The 15,634-nt window shown below is 41.1% G+C and carries 20 protein-coding genes; 5 read left to right on the top strand and 15 right to left on the bottom strand.

Annotated features, from left to right (window positions below):
* Positions 1 to 54 precede the first annotated feature (54 nt).
* The 4 genes from MHB67_RS08435 to spoVK form a co-directional block, all read right to left on the bottom strand.
* Positions 55 to 465, bottom strand: coding sequence for a MerR family transcriptional regulator (locus MHB67_RS08435; protein WP_024424081.1), 411 nt, complete (start codon positions 463 to 465; stop codon positions 55 to 57).
* A gap of 91 nt (positions 466 to 556) precedes the next feature.
* Complete coding sequence (locus tag MHB67_RS08430) at positions 557 to 1,837, bottom strand: aminotransferase class I/II-fold pyridoxal phosphate-dependent enzyme (protein ID WP_103132395.1); 1,281 nt, start codon at positions 1,835 to 1,837, stop codon at positions 557 to 559.
* A 6-nt stretch (positions 1,838 to 1,843) separates the two neighbouring features.
* Positions 1,844 to 3,115: a GTPase HflX gene (gene hflX / locus MHB67_RS08425; protein ID WP_024427043.1), complete on the bottom strand. Its 1,272-nt coding sequence runs from the start codon at positions 3,113 to 3,115 to the stop codon at positions 1,844 to 1,846.
* Positions 3,116 to 3,236: 121 nt separating this feature from the next.
* Positions 3,237 to 4,196: a stage V sporulation protein K gene (gene spoVK, locus MHB67_RS08420; protein WP_048239875.1), complete on the bottom strand. Its 960-nt coding sequence runs from the start codon at positions 4,194 to 4,196 to the stop codon at positions 3,237 to 3,239.
* 320 nt (positions 4,197 to 4,516) lie between these two features.
* On the opposite strand from spoVK, the gene MHB67_RS08415 reads away from it, so the two are divergent.
* Positions 4,517 to 5,275, top strand: coding sequence for an N-acetylmuramoyl-L-alanine amidase (locus MHB67_RS08415; RefSeq protein ID WP_024427042.1), 759 nt, complete (start codon positions 4,517 to 4,519; stop codon positions 5,273 to 5,275).
* A 67-nt stretch (positions 5,276 to 5,342) separates the two neighbouring features.
* Here the strand turns inward: MHB67_RS08415 and MHB67_RS08410 are convergent, their stop codons facing one another.
* The 9 genes from MHB67_RS08410 to MHB67_RS08370 all read right to left on the bottom strand — a co-directional run bounded on the left by MHB67_RS08410 (position 5,343) and on the right by MHB67_RS08370 (position 12,217).
* Positions 5,343 to 5,960, bottom strand: coding sequence for a hypothetical protein (locus MHB67_RS08410; protein WP_024424084.1), 618 nt, complete (start codon positions 5,958 to 5,960; stop codon positions 5,343 to 5,345).
* 88 nt (positions 5,961 to 6,048) lie between these two features.
* A complete protein-coding gene (gene nrdF / locus MHB67_RS08405; protein ID WP_024424085.1) occupies positions 6,049 to 7,029 on the bottom strand; it encodes a class 1b ribonucleoside-diphosphate reductase subunit beta in 981 nt (326 codons plus the stop codon).
* 17 nt (positions 7,030 to 7,046) lie between these two features.
* Complete coding sequence (gene nrdE, locus MHB67_RS08400; protein ID WP_024424086.1) at positions 7,047 to 9,149, bottom strand: class 1b ribonucleoside-diphosphate reductase subunit alpha; 2,103 nt, start codon at positions 9,147 to 9,149, stop codon at positions 7,047 to 7,049.
* Complete coding sequence (gene nrdI, locus MHB67_RS08395) at positions 9,109 to 9,501, bottom strand: class Ib ribonucleoside-diphosphate reductase assembly flavoprotein NrdI (protein ID WP_008360380.1); 393 nt, start codon at positions 9,499 to 9,501, stop codon at positions 9,109 to 9,111. Before nrdI ends, nrdE begins: the two co-directional genes overlap by 41 nt.
* Before the next feature lie 265 nt (positions 9,502 to 9,766).
* Positions 9,767 to 9,979: a hypothetical protein gene (locus tag MHB67_RS08390; protein ID WP_003212415.1), complete on the bottom strand. Its 213-nt coding sequence runs from the start codon at positions 9,977 to 9,979 to the stop codon at positions 9,767 to 9,769.
* A 79-nt stretch (positions 9,980 to 10,058) separates the two neighbouring features.
* Positions 10,059 to 10,379: a YmzC family protein gene (locus MHB67_RS08385; RefSeq protein ID WP_024424087.1), complete on the bottom strand. Its 321-nt coding sequence runs from the start codon at positions 10,377 to 10,379 to the stop codon at positions 10,059 to 10,061.
* A gap of 162 nt (positions 10,380 to 10,541) precedes the next feature.
* Positions 10,542 to 10,763 carry an RNA chaperone Hfq gene (gene hfq, locus MHB67_RS08380; protein WP_024424088.1) on the bottom strand — a complete coding sequence of 74 codons (222 nt, stop codon included), beginning with the start codon at positions 10,761 to 10,763 and terminating at the stop codon, positions 10,542 to 10,544.
* A 25-nt stretch (positions 10,764 to 10,788) separates the two neighbouring features.
* The gene (gene miaA, locus MHB67_RS08375) at positions 10,789 to 11,745 is read right to left on the bottom strand and encodes a tRNA (adenosine(37)-N6)-dimethylallyltransferase MiaA (protein WP_024424089.1); all 957 of its coding nucleotides are present in this window, start codon (positions 11,743 to 11,745) and stop codon (positions 10,789 to 10,791) included.
* A gap of 70 nt (positions 11,746 to 11,815) precedes the next feature.
* Positions 11,816 to 12,217 carry a YmaF family protein gene (locus MHB67_RS08370; protein WP_025093278.1) on the bottom strand — a complete coding sequence of 134 codons (402 nt, stop codon included), beginning with the start codon at positions 12,215 to 12,217 and terminating at the stop codon, positions 11,816 to 11,818.
* A 104-nt stretch (positions 12,218 to 12,321) separates the two neighbouring features.
* On the opposite strand from MHB67_RS08370, the gene MHB67_RS08365 reads away from it, so the two are divergent.
* The 4 genes from MHB67_RS08365 to MHB67_RS08350 all read left to right on the top strand — a co-directional run bounded on the left by MHB67_RS08365 (position 12,322) and on the right by MHB67_RS08350 (position 13,950).
* Complete coding sequence (locus MHB67_RS08365) at positions 12,322 to 12,591, top strand: hypothetical protein (protein WP_024424091.1); 270 nt, start codon at positions 12,322 to 12,324, stop codon at positions 12,589 to 12,591.
* 112 nt (positions 12,592 to 12,703) lie between these two features.
* Complete coding sequence (locus tag MHB67_RS08360) at positions 12,704 to 13,246, top strand: TetR/AcrR family transcriptional regulator (RefSeq protein WP_342492892.1); 543 nt, start codon at positions 12,704 to 12,706, stop codon at positions 13,244 to 13,246.
* A 2-nt stretch (positions 13,247 to 13,248) separates the two neighbouring features.
* Positions 13,249 to 13,566 (top strand): multidrug efflux SMR transporter, encoded by a 318-nt coding sequence (locus MHB67_RS08355; RefSeq protein ID WP_024424092.1) that lies wholly within the window; start codon positions 13,249 to 13,251, stop codon positions 13,564 to 13,566.
* Positions 13,567 to 13,581: 15 nt separating this feature from the next.
* Complete coding sequence (locus tag MHB67_RS08350; RefSeq protein WP_024424093.1) at positions 13,582 to 13,950, top strand: multidrug efflux SMR transporter; 369 nt, start codon at positions 13,582 to 13,584, stop codon at positions 13,948 to 13,950.
* Positions 13,951 to 13,996: 46 nt separating this feature from the next.
* Here MHB67_RS08350 and MHB67_RS08345 read toward each other — a convergent pair whose 3' ends face one another.
* Both MHB67_RS08345 and MHB67_RS08340 read right to left on the bottom strand, forming a co-directional pair.
* Positions 13,997 to 14,446, bottom strand: a complete 450-nt coding sequence (locus MHB67_RS08345; RefSeq protein ID WP_342492891.1) for an OsmC family protein — start codon at positions 14,444 to 14,446, stop codon at positions 13,997 to 13,999.
* A 76-nt stretch (positions 14,447 to 14,522) separates the two neighbouring features.
* Positions 14,523 to 15,257, bottom strand: coding sequence for a poly-gamma-glutamate hydrolase family protein (locus MHB67_RS08340; RefSeq protein ID WP_024424095.1), 735 nt, complete (start codon positions 15,255 to 15,257; stop codon positions 14,523 to 14,525).
* Positions 15,258 to 15,634: the final 377 nt, after the last annotated feature.

Raw genomic sequence — 15,634 nt, 5'->3', positions numbered from 1 at the left:
AAACTCCTCCCCTACAAAAGGTAAAATGTGTATAGCAATGCTTTTGCTAATTGGTTAACGGAAGAACCTTGACATATCCCCCTGCCTAAAGGTCGTTCCTTGTTGGAAACGTCCAGCCTGAATGAGTTCTTTCTTCAGTAGCTTCCTGAGTTCATCATCTGTCAAGTTGTGCTTAGCTGCAGCTTTTTCCTCCGTCTTTGTATCAGACGATGGATTTTCTGCCTCAGCTTTGGCAAAAAGTTTTTTGATTCCTGCCATGTTTACACCTTGTTCGATGAGGTTTTTAATTTCTAGTAATTTATCAACATCATGAAAAGAAAATAATCGGCGGTTTCCATCACTTCTTGCTGGAAATACTAAACCATTTTCCTCATAATAGCGAATTTGTCTTGCAGATAATTCTGTTAGCTGCATGACAATCCCAATTGGGAATAAAGGCATTGAGCGGCGAATGTTATCACTCATCTCAACTGTCTCCTCCTCTTTGCTTAAATTTATTATATGTCATGTTATATTATGTGTCAACAAGATGTTAGGAATATTAACATGGATTTTTTTATTGAGCAGGCACTTCAATAAAACCTTGTTCCAATAAGGCATCGACAGCACTGCAAATCGCATTTTTCACATGGGCATACGTGAGTCCGCCTTGAACGTAGGCAGTATAAGGCGGTCTGATCGGACCATCGGCTGATAATTCAATACTGGCTCCTTGTACAAACGTGCCCGCTGCCATAATGACATCGTCCTCGTAGCCTGGCATATAGCTTGCATGTGGTGTGACGTGACTATTAATCGGAGATGCATACTGGATTGCCTGACAGAACGCAATCATTTTTTTAGGATCCCCAAATTCGACTGATTGAATCAAATCCGTTCTTTTCGCATTCCACGCCGGGTTTGTTTGAAATCCGAGCTTCTCAAGAAAACGAGCCGTAAACACTGCGCCTTTTAAACTTTGAGCTACAACATGCGGCGCCAAGAAAAAGCCTTGATACATTTCTTGGAGCGCATACAGCGATGCACCCGCTTCACTGCCGATGCCTGGAGATGTCATTCGATAAGAGCAAGCTTCTACCCATTTTTCTTTTCCTACGATGTAGCCGCCTGTTTTGGCAAGGCCTCCGCCTGGGTTTTTAATGAGTGAACCGGCCATGAGGTCAGCTCCGACATGACACGGCTCTTTTAATTCAGTAAATTCACCATAACAGTTATCTACGAACACAATGATTTCTTCATTAATCTCTTTCACAAATGAAATCATTTGCTCAATTTCTTCTATAGTAAAGGATGGTCTTGACGCATAGCCTTTCGAACGCTGAATGCCGATGACTTTTGTTTTAGAGGAAATCGACTCTTTTACTTTCTCATAATCGACGGATCCATCTTGTCGTAAATCAATGGCTTTGTAGTCAATCTGGAAGTCTTTTAATGAGCCTGTCCCTTCTTTCCCGCGAATCCCGACAATTTCTTCTAGCGTATCGTATGGTTTTCCCGTCATATAGATCAATTCATCGCCAGGTCTCAGCACACCAAATAAGGCAATGGAAATTGCGTGTGTACCGGAAATAATTTGCGGACGCACAAGCCCGCTTTCTCCGCCGAAGACATCCGCATAAATCTTTTCTAATGTGTCTCTCCCCATATCATCGTAGCCATATCCAGTCGTCGGATTAAAGTGAGAGTCACTGACTTTGTGCTTTCGATAGCTTTCAAGCACCCGCCACTCATTTTGTTCGCTCTTTTGATCAATTTGCTGATGCACGTGTAAAATCTCTTGTTCTGTTTCTGCTGCTGCTTTTTCTAAAATACTGCCGTGTTTTAATGTGTGAAACATCTTGATTTAATTCCTTTCCAACATATACTTCTTGATTTGACCTAAAATGGTCTGATCCTCACCACTATATCCGGTGATGTCATATATCTCTGCTTCTTTTTGAAATTCTAGTGACTCCACAAGCGTTTCTGATTTTAATGCGGAAATGAGCTTGCCTTCATGCGCTGGAATCTTTACATGATATGGCTTTAAAAAGGCTTTTTTCAGCTCTGCCATAATATCCGCTTTTAACCTTTTTACATCTTCTTTGCGCTTAGCACTGATTAAGATGTGGCGATGCTTTGAAGATGGGATGAAATCTGGTCTAATTTGATCTTCCTTGTTATAAACAGTCAGCATCGGAATACGGTCCGCTTCTAATTCTTCTAAAAGCTCATGAACCGTTCGTTCGTGCCCTTCATAATCCTCATTAGAAGAGTCGATGACATGAAGCAAATAATCGGCTTCCTTCACTTCTTCAAGGGTGGAACGAAATGCGGCAATCAGTGTGGTCGGAAGGTCTTGGATAAAGCCAACTGTATCTGAAATCAGCACACTGTAGCCAGATTCTAATGTCATCTTACGTGTCATTGGATCAAGTGTCGCAAACAGCAGGTCCTCTTCATGACTATCCGCTTCTGTTAATTGGTTAAACAAAGTTGATTTTCCGGCATTCGTATAGCCGACAATGGCAATTTGGAACACACCATTTTTCTTTCGGCGCTCCCGGTATCTTGTTCGGTGTTCTTTGACTGCAGATAACTGCCCGTTAATTTCGTGAATGCGGTTTCGAATATGACGTCTATCTGTTTCAAGTTTTGTTTCACCTGGACCTCTTGCGCCAATTCCGCCCCCTTGTCTTGAGAGGCTGATCCCTTGTCCACTTAGTCTCGGCAGGGCATACTGAAGCTGGGCAAGCTCTATTTGCAGCTTCCCCTCTCTTGTACGAGCTCTTTTTGCAAAGATATCTAAAATCAATTGCGTACGGTCTATAATTTTCACATCTAAAGCAGTCGCCAAAGCTTTTAGCTGGCTTGGAGAAAGCTCGTCGTTAAAAATAATGACATCACATTCGAGTTCCTCGCAAAGCACCTCAAGTTCTTCTACTTTCCCTTTACCGATATATGTTGCACTGTCTTGTCTATTTCTCTTCTGCGTCATCACGCTGACAGCTTCACCGCCAGCCGTTTTAGTTAAGGAAGCTAATTCTTCCATTGAGTATTGAAAGCGTTCATCCGTTACATGCGGCAATTGGCAGCCGACAAGGATCGCTTTTTCAGTCATTTCATGTTCATTCAACGTTAGTTGTTTCCTTTCTGTACTTAAGTTTTCAGTAGTACCATCATACCAAACACATCACACGTATACCACTATTCGGATGGTTTATTTTAGTGACTCTTTATAAAAAGGATACGCCATTTCAAGAAGGCGTATCCTCTTTCATTTGAAGATCGTGACTTTTAATGGTCAGCAGATCTTTTTTATCATAATGATCCACAAGAAGCAGTCTCATCGCCTGAGTTCGTATGGCTTTTTCAATGGTGTTTCGCACAAACCGGCCATTGCTGAATTTTGCCGGGCTCGTGGTACTTTTAATGTGCATTAAATAATCCCGCAGCTTCCATTCGGCTTCTTGTGTAAATACATATTCTCTGTCTGCCATCATTCGTTTTGCAATATCCATGAGCTGATCGACAGTATAATCTGGAAAGCTGATATTGATTGGAAATCTTGATTGCAGGCCGGGGTTTAAAGAAAGAAAATGCTCCATTTCCTTGGAGTAGCCAGCAAGAATGAGAATAAATTCGTGCTGTTTGTCCTCCATATGTTTCACTAGGGTATCAATCGCCTCTTTTCCAAAATCCTTTTCTCCTCCGCGCGCAAGAGAATAGGCTTCGTCAATGAACAAAATACCACCTAGTGATTTTTTAATTAAATCCCTTGTTTTTTGCGCTGTATGACCAATGTACTCACCAACTAGATCACCGCGTTCTGCTTCAATTAAGTGACCCTTTGAGAGCACATTCATTTCAAAGAAAAGCTTCCCGACAAGTCTTGCAACTGTGGTTTTTCCTGTGCCAGGATTTCCTTTGAACATCATATGAAGCGCTTGTTTTCCTACCTTTAACCCTTGTTCCTGCCGTTTTTGATTAACAAAAATCCAAGCATAAATCTCTTTTATGTTTCGTTTCATTTCATCCATACCGACAAGGCTGTTCATTTCACGCTCTATTTCCCGTAAGATGCTGTGTTTTGCCTCATTTTTCTGCAAGGCTTCTAGGTATTCTGCCTCTGAGTCTGCATCAACCAATACTTGCTTTTGTCCGTTAAGTATAATATTGATTTGGCCGTTGTTTTTATATGTGACAGCTCGCTCCAACGTATTCACCTCTCGCTCTTCTCTCTTTATTCTATTCGGGTGGAGCTGTAATCGTGACAATCGCCCGCTTAAGCCCAAGTTTGCTGTCAAAATGACCCGAGATACCGAATATTGTAGGGATTTCTGCGGTTTCCCAGGAAATGATGTGCTATTTCCATTGTATTCATCCCGTTTGGGCGGACAAACCAACAATTTGCTTTTTCTTAGAAAAATGCAGCTTTTTGATCACAAATGATGCAGAAAAGAGTCTCAATGATTTCCGCATTTTGTACAGGCAATTCTTCTATTTTCTCATAAAATAAAGACGAGGTGATGAATAGATGGTGAAAATTTTTATTGATCCTGGCCACGGAGGAACAGATTCTGGAGCTAGTGCTAATGGACTTTTGGAGAAAAATATAACACTTCAAATCGCGCTTTTGTTGAGAGACATTTTGATTAGTGAATATGATGGGGTTTCCGTCCGCTTAAGTCGTTCAACTGACCAATCCGTCACTTTGTCCCAGCGTACGAATGCGGCAAACAGCTGGGGAGCTGACTATTTCGTGTCTATTCATATTAATGCTGGCGGGGGCACAGGGTTTGAAAGCTATGTGTATCCTGGCGTTTCAGCACCGACCACCACGTATCGCAATGCCCTTCATGATGAAATTGTCCGCTCGGTTGATTTTGCTAACCGCGGCAAGAAAACTGCGAACTTCCACGTTCTTCGAGAAACTTCTATGCCCGCTATTTTAACAGAGAATGGTTTCATCGATACAGCAGCTGATGCTAATAAGCTCCGCAACGCAACCTTCCTTCAAGGCATCGCTCGCGCTCATGCGACTGGTCTAGAAGAAGCCTTTCAATTGAAAAAAAAAGCAAGTAATCTTTATAAAGTGCAGGCAGGAGCTTTCAAAGTGAAAGCCAATGCAGATGAATTAGCAGCAACACTTAAATCCAAAGGCTTTGACGCGTTTGTTGTATTAGACGGCGGTATGTTCCGAGTGCAGGCCGGGGCTTTCCGTACAAAACAAAATGCAGATGACCTCGTCGCAAGATTGAAGCAGGCCGGTCACGATGCATTCGTTTTCCAATAAGCTGAAGCTGTTGTAACGAAACAAACCGGCTCAAGTCTTCTGCTGAGCCGGTTTGTTGTGTATTCATTTACGCTAAGATGTTGACGACAAATTGAGACCATGTTTCAAGACGATCGAAGTATTCAGGCTTTTTCAAATCGGCTGCTTTCATCCATTTTCCTGAGATTTGATCTGTTTCTTTTACTTCCACATGAGCACCCGGAGATAGCTCAAGCGCTGATAACAGTCCGATGTGCACACGGCCGACACTGTTGTCATCGTCATTGATTAAACCAAGGGTTTTCATTTCAAGTTTGTCTTCTTCTTGAATAGAAAGTTCTTCGTCCAGCTCACGATCTGTATTTTCTTTTAGAATCTCAGCAAAGTTTTTTCCTTCGATGAAATTCATATGCCCCCCAAAGCCAAGAGATAACTTATGATGTAAGCGAGTCTCTCCCCCGCCTTGAAGTCTTTCGTATACATACACTTCGTCCTCACGCTTAATCACGACATAAGGAATCGGCTGCTTGAAGTCAGGATTTTCTTCTGCATCGCCTCTTCGCATTTGCTCGAAGTGCTCTTCGATTTCTTTCATAATGGTGCTGATTGTTTTCTCTTCACTGTTCACACCATTAAACGCAAGTGTTTCGTTTTGAAACACGCGTGCGCGTGGTGCTACTAAAATGATTTCGTCCATTTTTCCCATGTTCGGTAACCTCCAGTATGTAACTATCACATTGTTAGAAATGGCAAAAAGCCAAAACGAGTGATGCGTTTTGACTTTTACGCTTTCCTTATGATTCATCTCCAAAGAAGAAGTCGTCATCTTTTAACGGCTCAACTGTTGCTTTTTTGTAGCCGTTCCCTTTCATTGAGAAGAAGTCATGCGACTTTGTTTTTGTATTGAGGCCATTCAATACAATAGGGTTGATCTCTTCTTCTTCAAAGTAAGGGGCAAATCCAAGGTTCATTAACGCTTTATTGGCATTGTAACGAATGAACTTTTTCACATCATGCGATAAATTGACTTGGTCATAAATATCTTCAGTGTAATGAAGTTCATTTTCATAAAGCTCGTTTAAAAGGTCAATAGAGAAATCATACAGCTCTTTTTGCACGTCAGGTGTTTGTTTGTTGTAAATTTCTTGTGCTAATAATCCAACGTACACACCATGAATCGCTTCATCACGCAAAATTAAGTTGATGATTTCACCACTTTGCATGAGCTTTCCTTGTCCATAGAAATAAAGCGGGTAGTAAAAACCACTATAAAATAGGAAACTCTCTAAATAAACAGAAGCAACCATTGCTTTAAAGAGAGAAATAGGATCGTCCTTTTGAATCGAACGGTATAAACTGACAATCATATCTGCTTTCTTTTGCAGGAATTTATTCTTCTTGACCCATTCAAACACTTCACTGATCGTTTCAGTTGGTGCGAGTGTCATGAAGATATTTGAGTATGATTTCGCATGCACCGCATTTTCCATCATTGCCATAAAGTTGAGTACAGCTTTACGCTGATGGCCGTCCACATGTTCAGCAACAATCGGCATCCCTGTATTTCCTTGTTCTGTATCAAGTAAAGTCAGTCCAGCAAGTACCTTCATATACGTATCTCGTTCTTTTTCACCTAAATATTTCCATGTTAAGAGATCGCCGTTTAAGGAAATCTCTTCTGGAAGCCAGAACTGCTTTACATTTTGGTTGTAAAACATTTGTGTAAAATCGTCTTCGTGTTTTGACCAGTTGGCTGCATCATAAATTTTTGTCACGTTAAACTCTCCTTTAATCAAACAACACAAGAAAGACAGCCTTCCTGCCCTGTATCCTTCGTTCTTGCATAATAAAGTGTCTTAATGCCTTTATGGTGTGCATAAAGATCGATGCGGTTTAAATCACGCGTTGTCATCGTATCTTTTAAGAATAGTGTAAAGCTGATTCCTTGATCGACGTGCTGCTGAATCGTTGCAATCATATCGACCACTTTAAACATGTCCATATCGTACGCTTCTTTATAGAAGAACCAGTTTTGTGCTGATAGACCTGGCATTGGGTAATAGGTTTTGCTGTTGCCGTATGTTCTTTCTTCGATACGTTCCATAATTGGCATCACAGAAGCTGTTGCCGATTGAACATAAGAAATGGAACCTGTTGGTGCAATACATAAACGATAGCTGTGATACATGCCATGTTCCGCTACAAATTCTTTGAGTGCGGCCCAGTCTTCTTTTGTTGGAATGTGCATGCCTTCAAATAGCGCTGCTGCTTTTTCTGTTTTTGGTGTGAAATCATTTTCCACGTATTTATTGAAGTACTCACCAGTTGCATAGCCAGAGCCTTCATAACGATGGAATGTTTCTCCTTTTTCTTTCGCAAGCTCACTTGAGCGTTTAATTGAATAATAGTTCACCATCATAAAGAACGTATTTGCGAAATCTCTTGCTTCTTCACTTTCATAAGCAATTTGGTTTTGAGCTAAATACCCGTGAAGGTTCATCGCACCAAGTCCGATTGACTTCATCGCTTTGTTCGCTTTTCGAACAGCTGGTGCATTGCGAATGTCTGTTGTTTCAGACACAAGCGTTAGTGAGTCTGTTGCAAGCTTAACCGTTTTTTCAATCGATTTGTTTTTCATGACATTCATGATATTTAATGAACCAAGGTTACAAGAAATATCAAGGCCGATTTCATCTTCTTGATCATAGTCCGTGTAAGAAGAAACCTCTGAAGCCTGAAGCACTTCTGAGCAAAGGTTTGAGAATTTCACTCGTGAAATATGGTTCAAGGCATGCTCTCTGTTTACATTATCTTGGAACATGATATATGGATAGCCTGATTCTGAGCGTAGAACAGCCAATTTTTCAAGAAGCTTTCTCGGATTGACTTTTTCTTTTTTGACTTTCGGGTTTTCTACAAGCTCGTCATACATTTCTTCCATGTCCATCTCATCAAGATGCTGTCCATATTCTTTATAGACTGTATGCGGATAGAAGGTGTAAGCTGTTTTATCTTCTCTAGCAAGCTCGATAAATTTATCCGGGATGACGACTCCGATGGATAGTGTTTTCACGCGAACATCTTCATCGGCAGAGATTTTTTTCGTATCTAAGAAATCATTGATATCTCTGTGGAAAATATTCAGGTAGGCACTGCCTGATCCTTGTCTTTGCCCCATTTGATCTGCATATCTGAACGCATTATCAAGAAGCTTCATCACGCCGACGACACCTTTTGTCGCGTTTTCGACATCTTTGATTGCTTCGCCTTTTGCACGAAGTTTTGACAGGTTCAAACTGACGCCGCCGCCTAGTTTTGACAGCTGCATTGAAATATCAATCGCTCTTGAAATATCGTTTAGTGAGTCATTTACTTCAAGCAAGAAGCAGCTCACAAGCTCACCGCGTCTTTTACGTCCAGCGTTCAAGAAGGTTGGTGTACTTGGCTGGTACTCTTGATTGATCATCAGCTCTACAAACTCAAGTGCTTTTTCTTTATCTCCACCCGCAAAGAAAAGTGCTACAACTGAAATGCGGTCTTCATAGCGTTCAAGGATTTTCTTTTTATCATTTGTTTTCAGTGCATAGTCATTGTAAAACTTAAATGCACTCATAAATGATGGGAATCTAAATTTTTTAGCATATGCAGCTTCAAAAACTTCTTTAATATCTGCCATGCTGTATTGTCTTAAAAATTCTTCCTCATAGTAGTCGTTTTCTATTAAGTAATCAATCTTCTCTTCTAGATTGTGAAAAAAGACCGTGTTTTGATTAATGTAATCTACGAAATAACTATGTACAGCTTCTTTGTCCTTATCAAACTGAAACTTTCCTTCTTTTTGAATCATAATTTCGTTATTTAATTGTATCCACTTTGGAACCTGATTTTGTGACAATTCTTTCTACCTCCTGTGTAAACAATTCAACATCCCTTTTTGTTCCGCTTAGTTCAAAGGTGTGCAAAATAGGAACTTGATATTGTTTAGAAATCGTATCGGCGCTTTTTGCAAAATTATCTCCCCACACTTTGTTGCCACTCACCGCAACACCTAGTAAAAGGTGAGCATTTTTCTCTAAAAAGGACTGAGTGGTACTAGGGACTTGTCCAAATCCTGTCGTAAAGGTGACGAGAATAAACGGCGTATCCAAAAACTCTTCTCCAGTCAATTTTCGTTTGTCTGTAAAAGGGGTCTTGTCCAAAAAGCGTTGAACATTTCCTGTTTTTGAATCAAATACGATTTGAATCAATTCCATCACGACCTAGTTTTTAGTATTGTTGATCATTTCGTTATTCACTATATATAGTATACTATGTTTTTTCAAAACACAACATATAGATGTTCGAAACGAAAAAAATCAACCAACCCGGCCGAACCTTCATAGCCGAACTCGTACGTTCAAATAAATAGAGCAGAACAGGATCTAAAAATAGACTGCTCTACTCCCTATTCAACTGAAACCGAAATCTATCATAACACGAAAAAAAATCGCTTAGTAGACTAGACTTTTTGTTTTATTTTTTGTAGGCATCGCACTGTAAATCTTCTGACACTTCTGTAATTTCCACTTCAACACCTAATTCTTTTAGCACCGCTTCAAGCGCAGAGACGATTGAAGCTTCTCTCACTAATTCTTTCCCATTTACAGAAACACTCGTTCCATATTCGAAACAGGAATCGTCTTCACAAGTTTGTTCCCAATGATTAATTTTAATTTTATGTGTCATGAACTCATCCTTTTCTGTCTAGATGTCTGATGCATGATTATAGTGTAGCGGCTTCACATTCATTTGTAAATTTACGTGCTTACTCTTCTTCATCAAGGTCATCATCATATTCTTCGTCGTCCCATTCATCTATGTATTTCGTTGTAACGAGAGTCAGCTCTCCTTCTTTTTCATCAAATCGGTACACATGTACTTGATCATCTTTCACAACAGCAAAATGATTATTTTTTAGTGCAGCAGATGATGGTAAAACGCCATCTGCATTTTCATGAGAATGGTTATTCCAACTTTCTTGTCTCGTTTCAATGTTTGAGATAGCGCACGATCCAAACAAGACAACAATTCCAATCAAAAGGAGGATCACTCTAATCCTTCTTAATTCAAGCTCTGCATTTTCCATATGAATCCCCTCACCCTTCTAATATCCAATAAGGAATTATACGGAAAATTGGCAGAAAAGTTTCATTGCATGCAAAATAGCCCCTCTGCACTGACAAAAAACGTAGCGGGTTCCGGCCGGTTTATTCGCAGAGGCATGGGGCTATTTTAAATACAACATATCCTATTCTAATTCTAAATTTACATTCTTTTGAGGTGCAAATGTAGAAATGGCGTGTTTATAAATAAGCTGCTGCTTCCCTTCTGTTTCAAGCAGCACCGTGAAATTGTCAAACCCTTTCACTTGACCGCGAAGCTGAAAGCCATTCAGCAAGAATACTGTGACAAATGTATTGTCTTTGCGGATCTGATTCAAAAACTGCTCCTGAATATTAATCGGTTTCATGTTTCGTCCTCCTTGATTCTGATAACTACAGTTTCGCTTTAAGTCCAAGCTTTCCTGCTATATATGCGAAAATTTCCTCTTTTTTGTCTGAAAAGTGGCAAGGCGGTGTCATATCAAACCAAGTGACCGCCATTTTATTACGGAACCACGTGAACTGACGCTTCGCATATCTACGGGAATTTTGCTTTAATTGCTGGATGGCTTCATCAAGTGAGCAGTCACCTTGAAAATAGGCATACAGCTCTTTATAACCAATGGCTTGAACAGACTGACAATCCTTCAAGCCAGATTGATAAAGTGCTCTCACTTCTTCAATTAAGCCTTCATCTATCATCATATCAATTCTCTGATGAATGCGCTCGTACAAAACCTCTCGATCCATTTTCAGCCCAATGAAGGCTGTATCATAAAGAGGAACTTCTTGATGCCCGTTTTGCATCTCCGACATTTTCTGACCTGTTGTATGAATCACTTCCAGCGCCCGGATCACGCGGCGGACGTTATTTGGATGAATAGCGTTTGCCGCATCAGGATCTACTGCCTTTAGCTTTTCGTGCAGCAAAAGCGCGCCGTGCTGCTGTTCAAAGAGCGCCATTTCTTCTCTAAAAGCAGGATCACTTTTCTCATCCGTAAATGTGTAATCATATAAAACAGATTGGATATAGAGGCCTGTTCCGCCGACAATCATTGGCGTTTTCCCTCTAGCGGCAATCTCTTTGATTTTCGCACGAACCAGCTGCTGAAATTCAGCTGTCGAAAAAGATTCGTCCGGCTGTTTAATATCAATTAAATGATGCGGGATGCCATTCATTTCTTCGGGAGTGATTTTAGCTGTTCCGATATCCATCCCTTTATAAATCTGCATAGAATCCCCGCTGATAATCTCTCCATTAAATGCTTTGGCTATATCAATGCTCAATTTGGTTTTGCCGACAGCCGTCGGCCCTACTAACACAATTACTGGCTGCTTCGCTTTATTCATAACATCACTCACTTTTACAAAACTGCCTACAGTATAGCATAACTTTTCTTACTCTCCTATCTCCTGCCCATTACCAGCCAAGCGGTTCATTTCCAACCACTTCATATGTTTTTCCTTTTAAACGATGCTTATGTGTTGGCCGCTTCTCATCTGGACTATAGACGACACCTCCATATGGAATGGGAACAGAATCGAGATAGGCTGAATAGGTGACTTCCTCGATCTCGTGATAATGTGTTCCATCCACTCTTGGAATTGCCGGCCCTGTGACCCCGTAGTACCTGTGAAAATGCCCTCTTTCAAAGGAGGTAATCCCGCGATAAAAATGAGTATGTCGGTCGGTACTGCTTCCATTTACAGGCTGAGAAATACCTTCTATTAAATGATAATGCCCCTCCGTTACATCTGTACGTGCTTTATATGCATGAGCATGCGGCGGACACTTTGCCCAATCAGATGGATACAGGCCCATTTCTAACATTCCTCCTTATATTAGGCGTTCACCCAAACATCTATAGGCTGCTGGAATAGACTGATGTCAGTTACAGTGATTTTATGAGAAAGGAGCCTTTTATTATGAATTATTTTGACGCACCTCCGTTTATTCAAGAAGACATGAGAAGACCTTTTGGATTTGGGTTTGGCCGACCTGGTTTTGGATTTGGGAGACCTGGTTTTGGATTTGGCCGCCCAGGGTTTGGCTTTGGAAGACCTGGATTCTTTGGACCTCCATTTTTAGGTGGTTTTGCTGGCGGCCTGCTTGCTGGATCTCTGCTTGCGCCAGGATATGGCTATGGATACCCTTATCCGCCATACCCGCCATATGGACCATACCCTTGGTATTAAATATGACGTTTAAGTGAAAACATCCGTTCATAAAATGAATCGATTGACACACTCTTTTTTCATGGGTTAACATTTACTTTACCGACTGTTCAGTAAAGTAGGTGTTTTTTTTATGTCTAAAACCAAAAAAGAGCAAATTTTTGATGCAGCTGCCAGCACAATTTTAAAAGAAGGATTAAGCCAGCTCACCCTTCAGCAGGTGGCAGAGCATGCAAATATGACCAAAGCTGGTCTGCTTTATCATTTTTCAAGCAAGGAAGAGCTCATCCAACAAATGAATGAGCATGCGATTCTTTGCTTTCGTCAGCAGCTCGAGACGTATTACGAAACATACAAACACGAAAAAGCGCCTTATGTACGCGCATATCTATTGGCCACATTACATGATCTAAATATGCAGCATACGACGCAGCTATGTACAAGTATGCTAGCTACCATGTCATTTGATGATGCGCTGCTGCAACCTTGGCGTGATTTTTATACGGAGTTCAAAGAAAAAGCAGTTGAGGAAATAAGCGATCCTGGACTGAGTCAGCTGATCCGCCTTGCATGTGATGGGATATGGTTTTCAGAAATGTTTCAGCTTGAACCGCTGAAAAGAGAGGAAAAAAACCTTTTACTTCATCGGATTTTACACCTATTAGAGGAGGGATGATCATGATCCTCGGATATCTTTTTTTAGCTGTGGCCATTTTTTCAGAAGCCATTGGCGCCGCGATGTTAAAATTATCTCATGGTTTTACGCGCTGGAAGCCTAGCGCGGTTGTTGTGGCTGGCTATACACTTGCTTTTTATATGCTGTCATTGACGCTCAATATCATTCCGCTAAGCATGTCTTACGCAACATGGTCTGGGGTTGGTACGGTTCTCACGGCTATTTTTGGCGTGCTCTTTTTCAAAGAAACCTTGAACCAAAAAGCCGTCATTGGCATGGCGATGCTTGTCTCAGGGGTCGTACTATTAAATATGTCATAAAGGATGTGGGAGATGATGAAAGGAATACTCTACTTAACAGGAGCCATTTTGACGGAGGTTTTTGGGAGTACAATGCTGAAGCTTTCTCAAGGCTTTTCGCAGCTGCTGCCGAGTATCGGGGTACTGATCGGATTTGGATGCGCCTTTACTTTCCTGAGCTTGGCACTTAAAACCATCGAGCTCTCGTCTGCCTATGCAACCTGGTCTGGCGTTGGAACAGCTCTCACTGCTCTTGTAGGACTTGTGCTGTTTAACGAAACGATCAGCACGAAAGGCTACATCGGCCTTGCACTTGTCATCTGCGGCGTGATTGTCTTAAATCAATCCAAGAAGCAAAAGAACGAAACCAAAGCACAACTCGATCAAACCGAATGGACGTCATAAAAAAAGTCATTTTCTCCATATTTCTAGAGAAAATGACTTTTTTGTTTTAACGGCCGACTTGAATGGTTTCTTCTAAGGAAATGTTCACATTCCCCTGAACAGCTCTTGAAATCATACATGAGCTTTCGGCTTTATGCGCAAGCTTTCGGGCTAGCTCAATATCATGTGCGGAAGCGGACTCTTTGAGGGTGATGACAGGCCGATGAATGATTTCCTCATAAGTAAACACACCATTTGTCACATCTACGACGGCTTCAGAGCTCATCGTTAGATCCTCTTTGTCTAATTGACTCCGCTCCATCATGGCTGCAAGTGTAATGATATAACACGTAGCCGCTGCACCTAAGAGCATCTCATCTGGATTGGTTCCAATACCTGGACCGTCCATTTCCTTTGGAATCGAAATCTTTGTTTTTAATTGTTCACATGCGATTGTACCCACATCGTTACGCAGACCGGGCCAGCTTGCCTGAAGATGAAAATGATGACGCGCCATATCCGTCTCTCCTTTTGTTATCACTGTTCATAGTGTAACAAGAATTCCCCTGCTTGTCTTAACATGTGCACAGCCCTTACGTATATTCTTCATCCAGCACTGTCCGAATCGCCCTGACATAACGATAGAATGTCTCGTTTTTTGTACTTGACCGTCTCCGAAAATCGAAACTGTCAAATAAAGCTTCACGCTGACTTCTACTAATCTCAAGCTGCACACTTTGCCCTGTTTTTGTAAGATTATTAATATTATGATTGCTTGTCCCGCTCAGGGTTGCGTGTGCGACAGCTAGTTCAGCAGAAAACCCGTTCCGCTCTAATGAGCTCACAATTTTCTCTGCACGATCGTAATCTGTTCCGCCGACGAGAGTATGGTCAATACCTTCCTCGCCTTTGTATCCATGCACTGCTAAGATGTAATCATGTGCTTTTGCCTGCGCGACGCCGATTGGCTCATCAAAGTTTGTACTTGTAATATGAAGTTCTGATGCATTCTCTCTTAGACCTTCAAATAAATACGTCGAAAAATCGTTGTCAAAAAAATGGACGATCTCGCTCACGCCGCCTTCGATCCTCCCGCCATGAGGTGACATCACAAGAAGGCGGCTGCCAGGCACTGGGTTGGCTGTAATGTTATAGCTGTTTGTTGATTCGTTTTCTTCAAGTTCTTTAAAATTTCGATAAATATCATTTGAACCGCTTTCGTCTTCCCCACCTGATGACACTGGCTCATCATGTTCCTGTGCTTGCATAGTATAATAAACGCCCCATCCGATCGCAAGCAGGAGAAGCAAAGCAAAAAACTTCTTCATTCCCGTTCTCCTTTAACAGATTTCTAAGCCGTTTCTATGATTAATATTGAATCATCATTTCTTATCATTTTTTCCACATTTTCTCTTCACGTTTGATCATAACACTCTAGATCATGAGATTCCTCAAAAATAAGATAATTGCATTTATATACACAGAAACGCCTCTCCTCTTTGAAAACAGAGTTAGAATAGTATGACAAAAAAATGACGTTATGTTTAATATGACCTAGTCCTATCCAGTCTGTTTTCTTTAATTCGGCTTTTTTTGATAAGGATTTGATGTTTTCCATCTGTCACGCATCACATTTATATGAGCATTGACCCTGTCCACAGCCCTCCTTTTTCTGCAAAATCCTTTGTTTCACTGGTTCTCTCAG

Origin of the sequence: Bacillus sp. FSL H8-0516, assembly GCF_038635285.1 — a bacterium.
Taxonomy (GTDB): Bacteria; Bacillota; Bacilli; order Bacillales; family Bacillaceae; genus Bacillus; species Bacillus safensis.
This window is presented reverse-complemented; position numbering and strand designations above follow the sequence as displayed.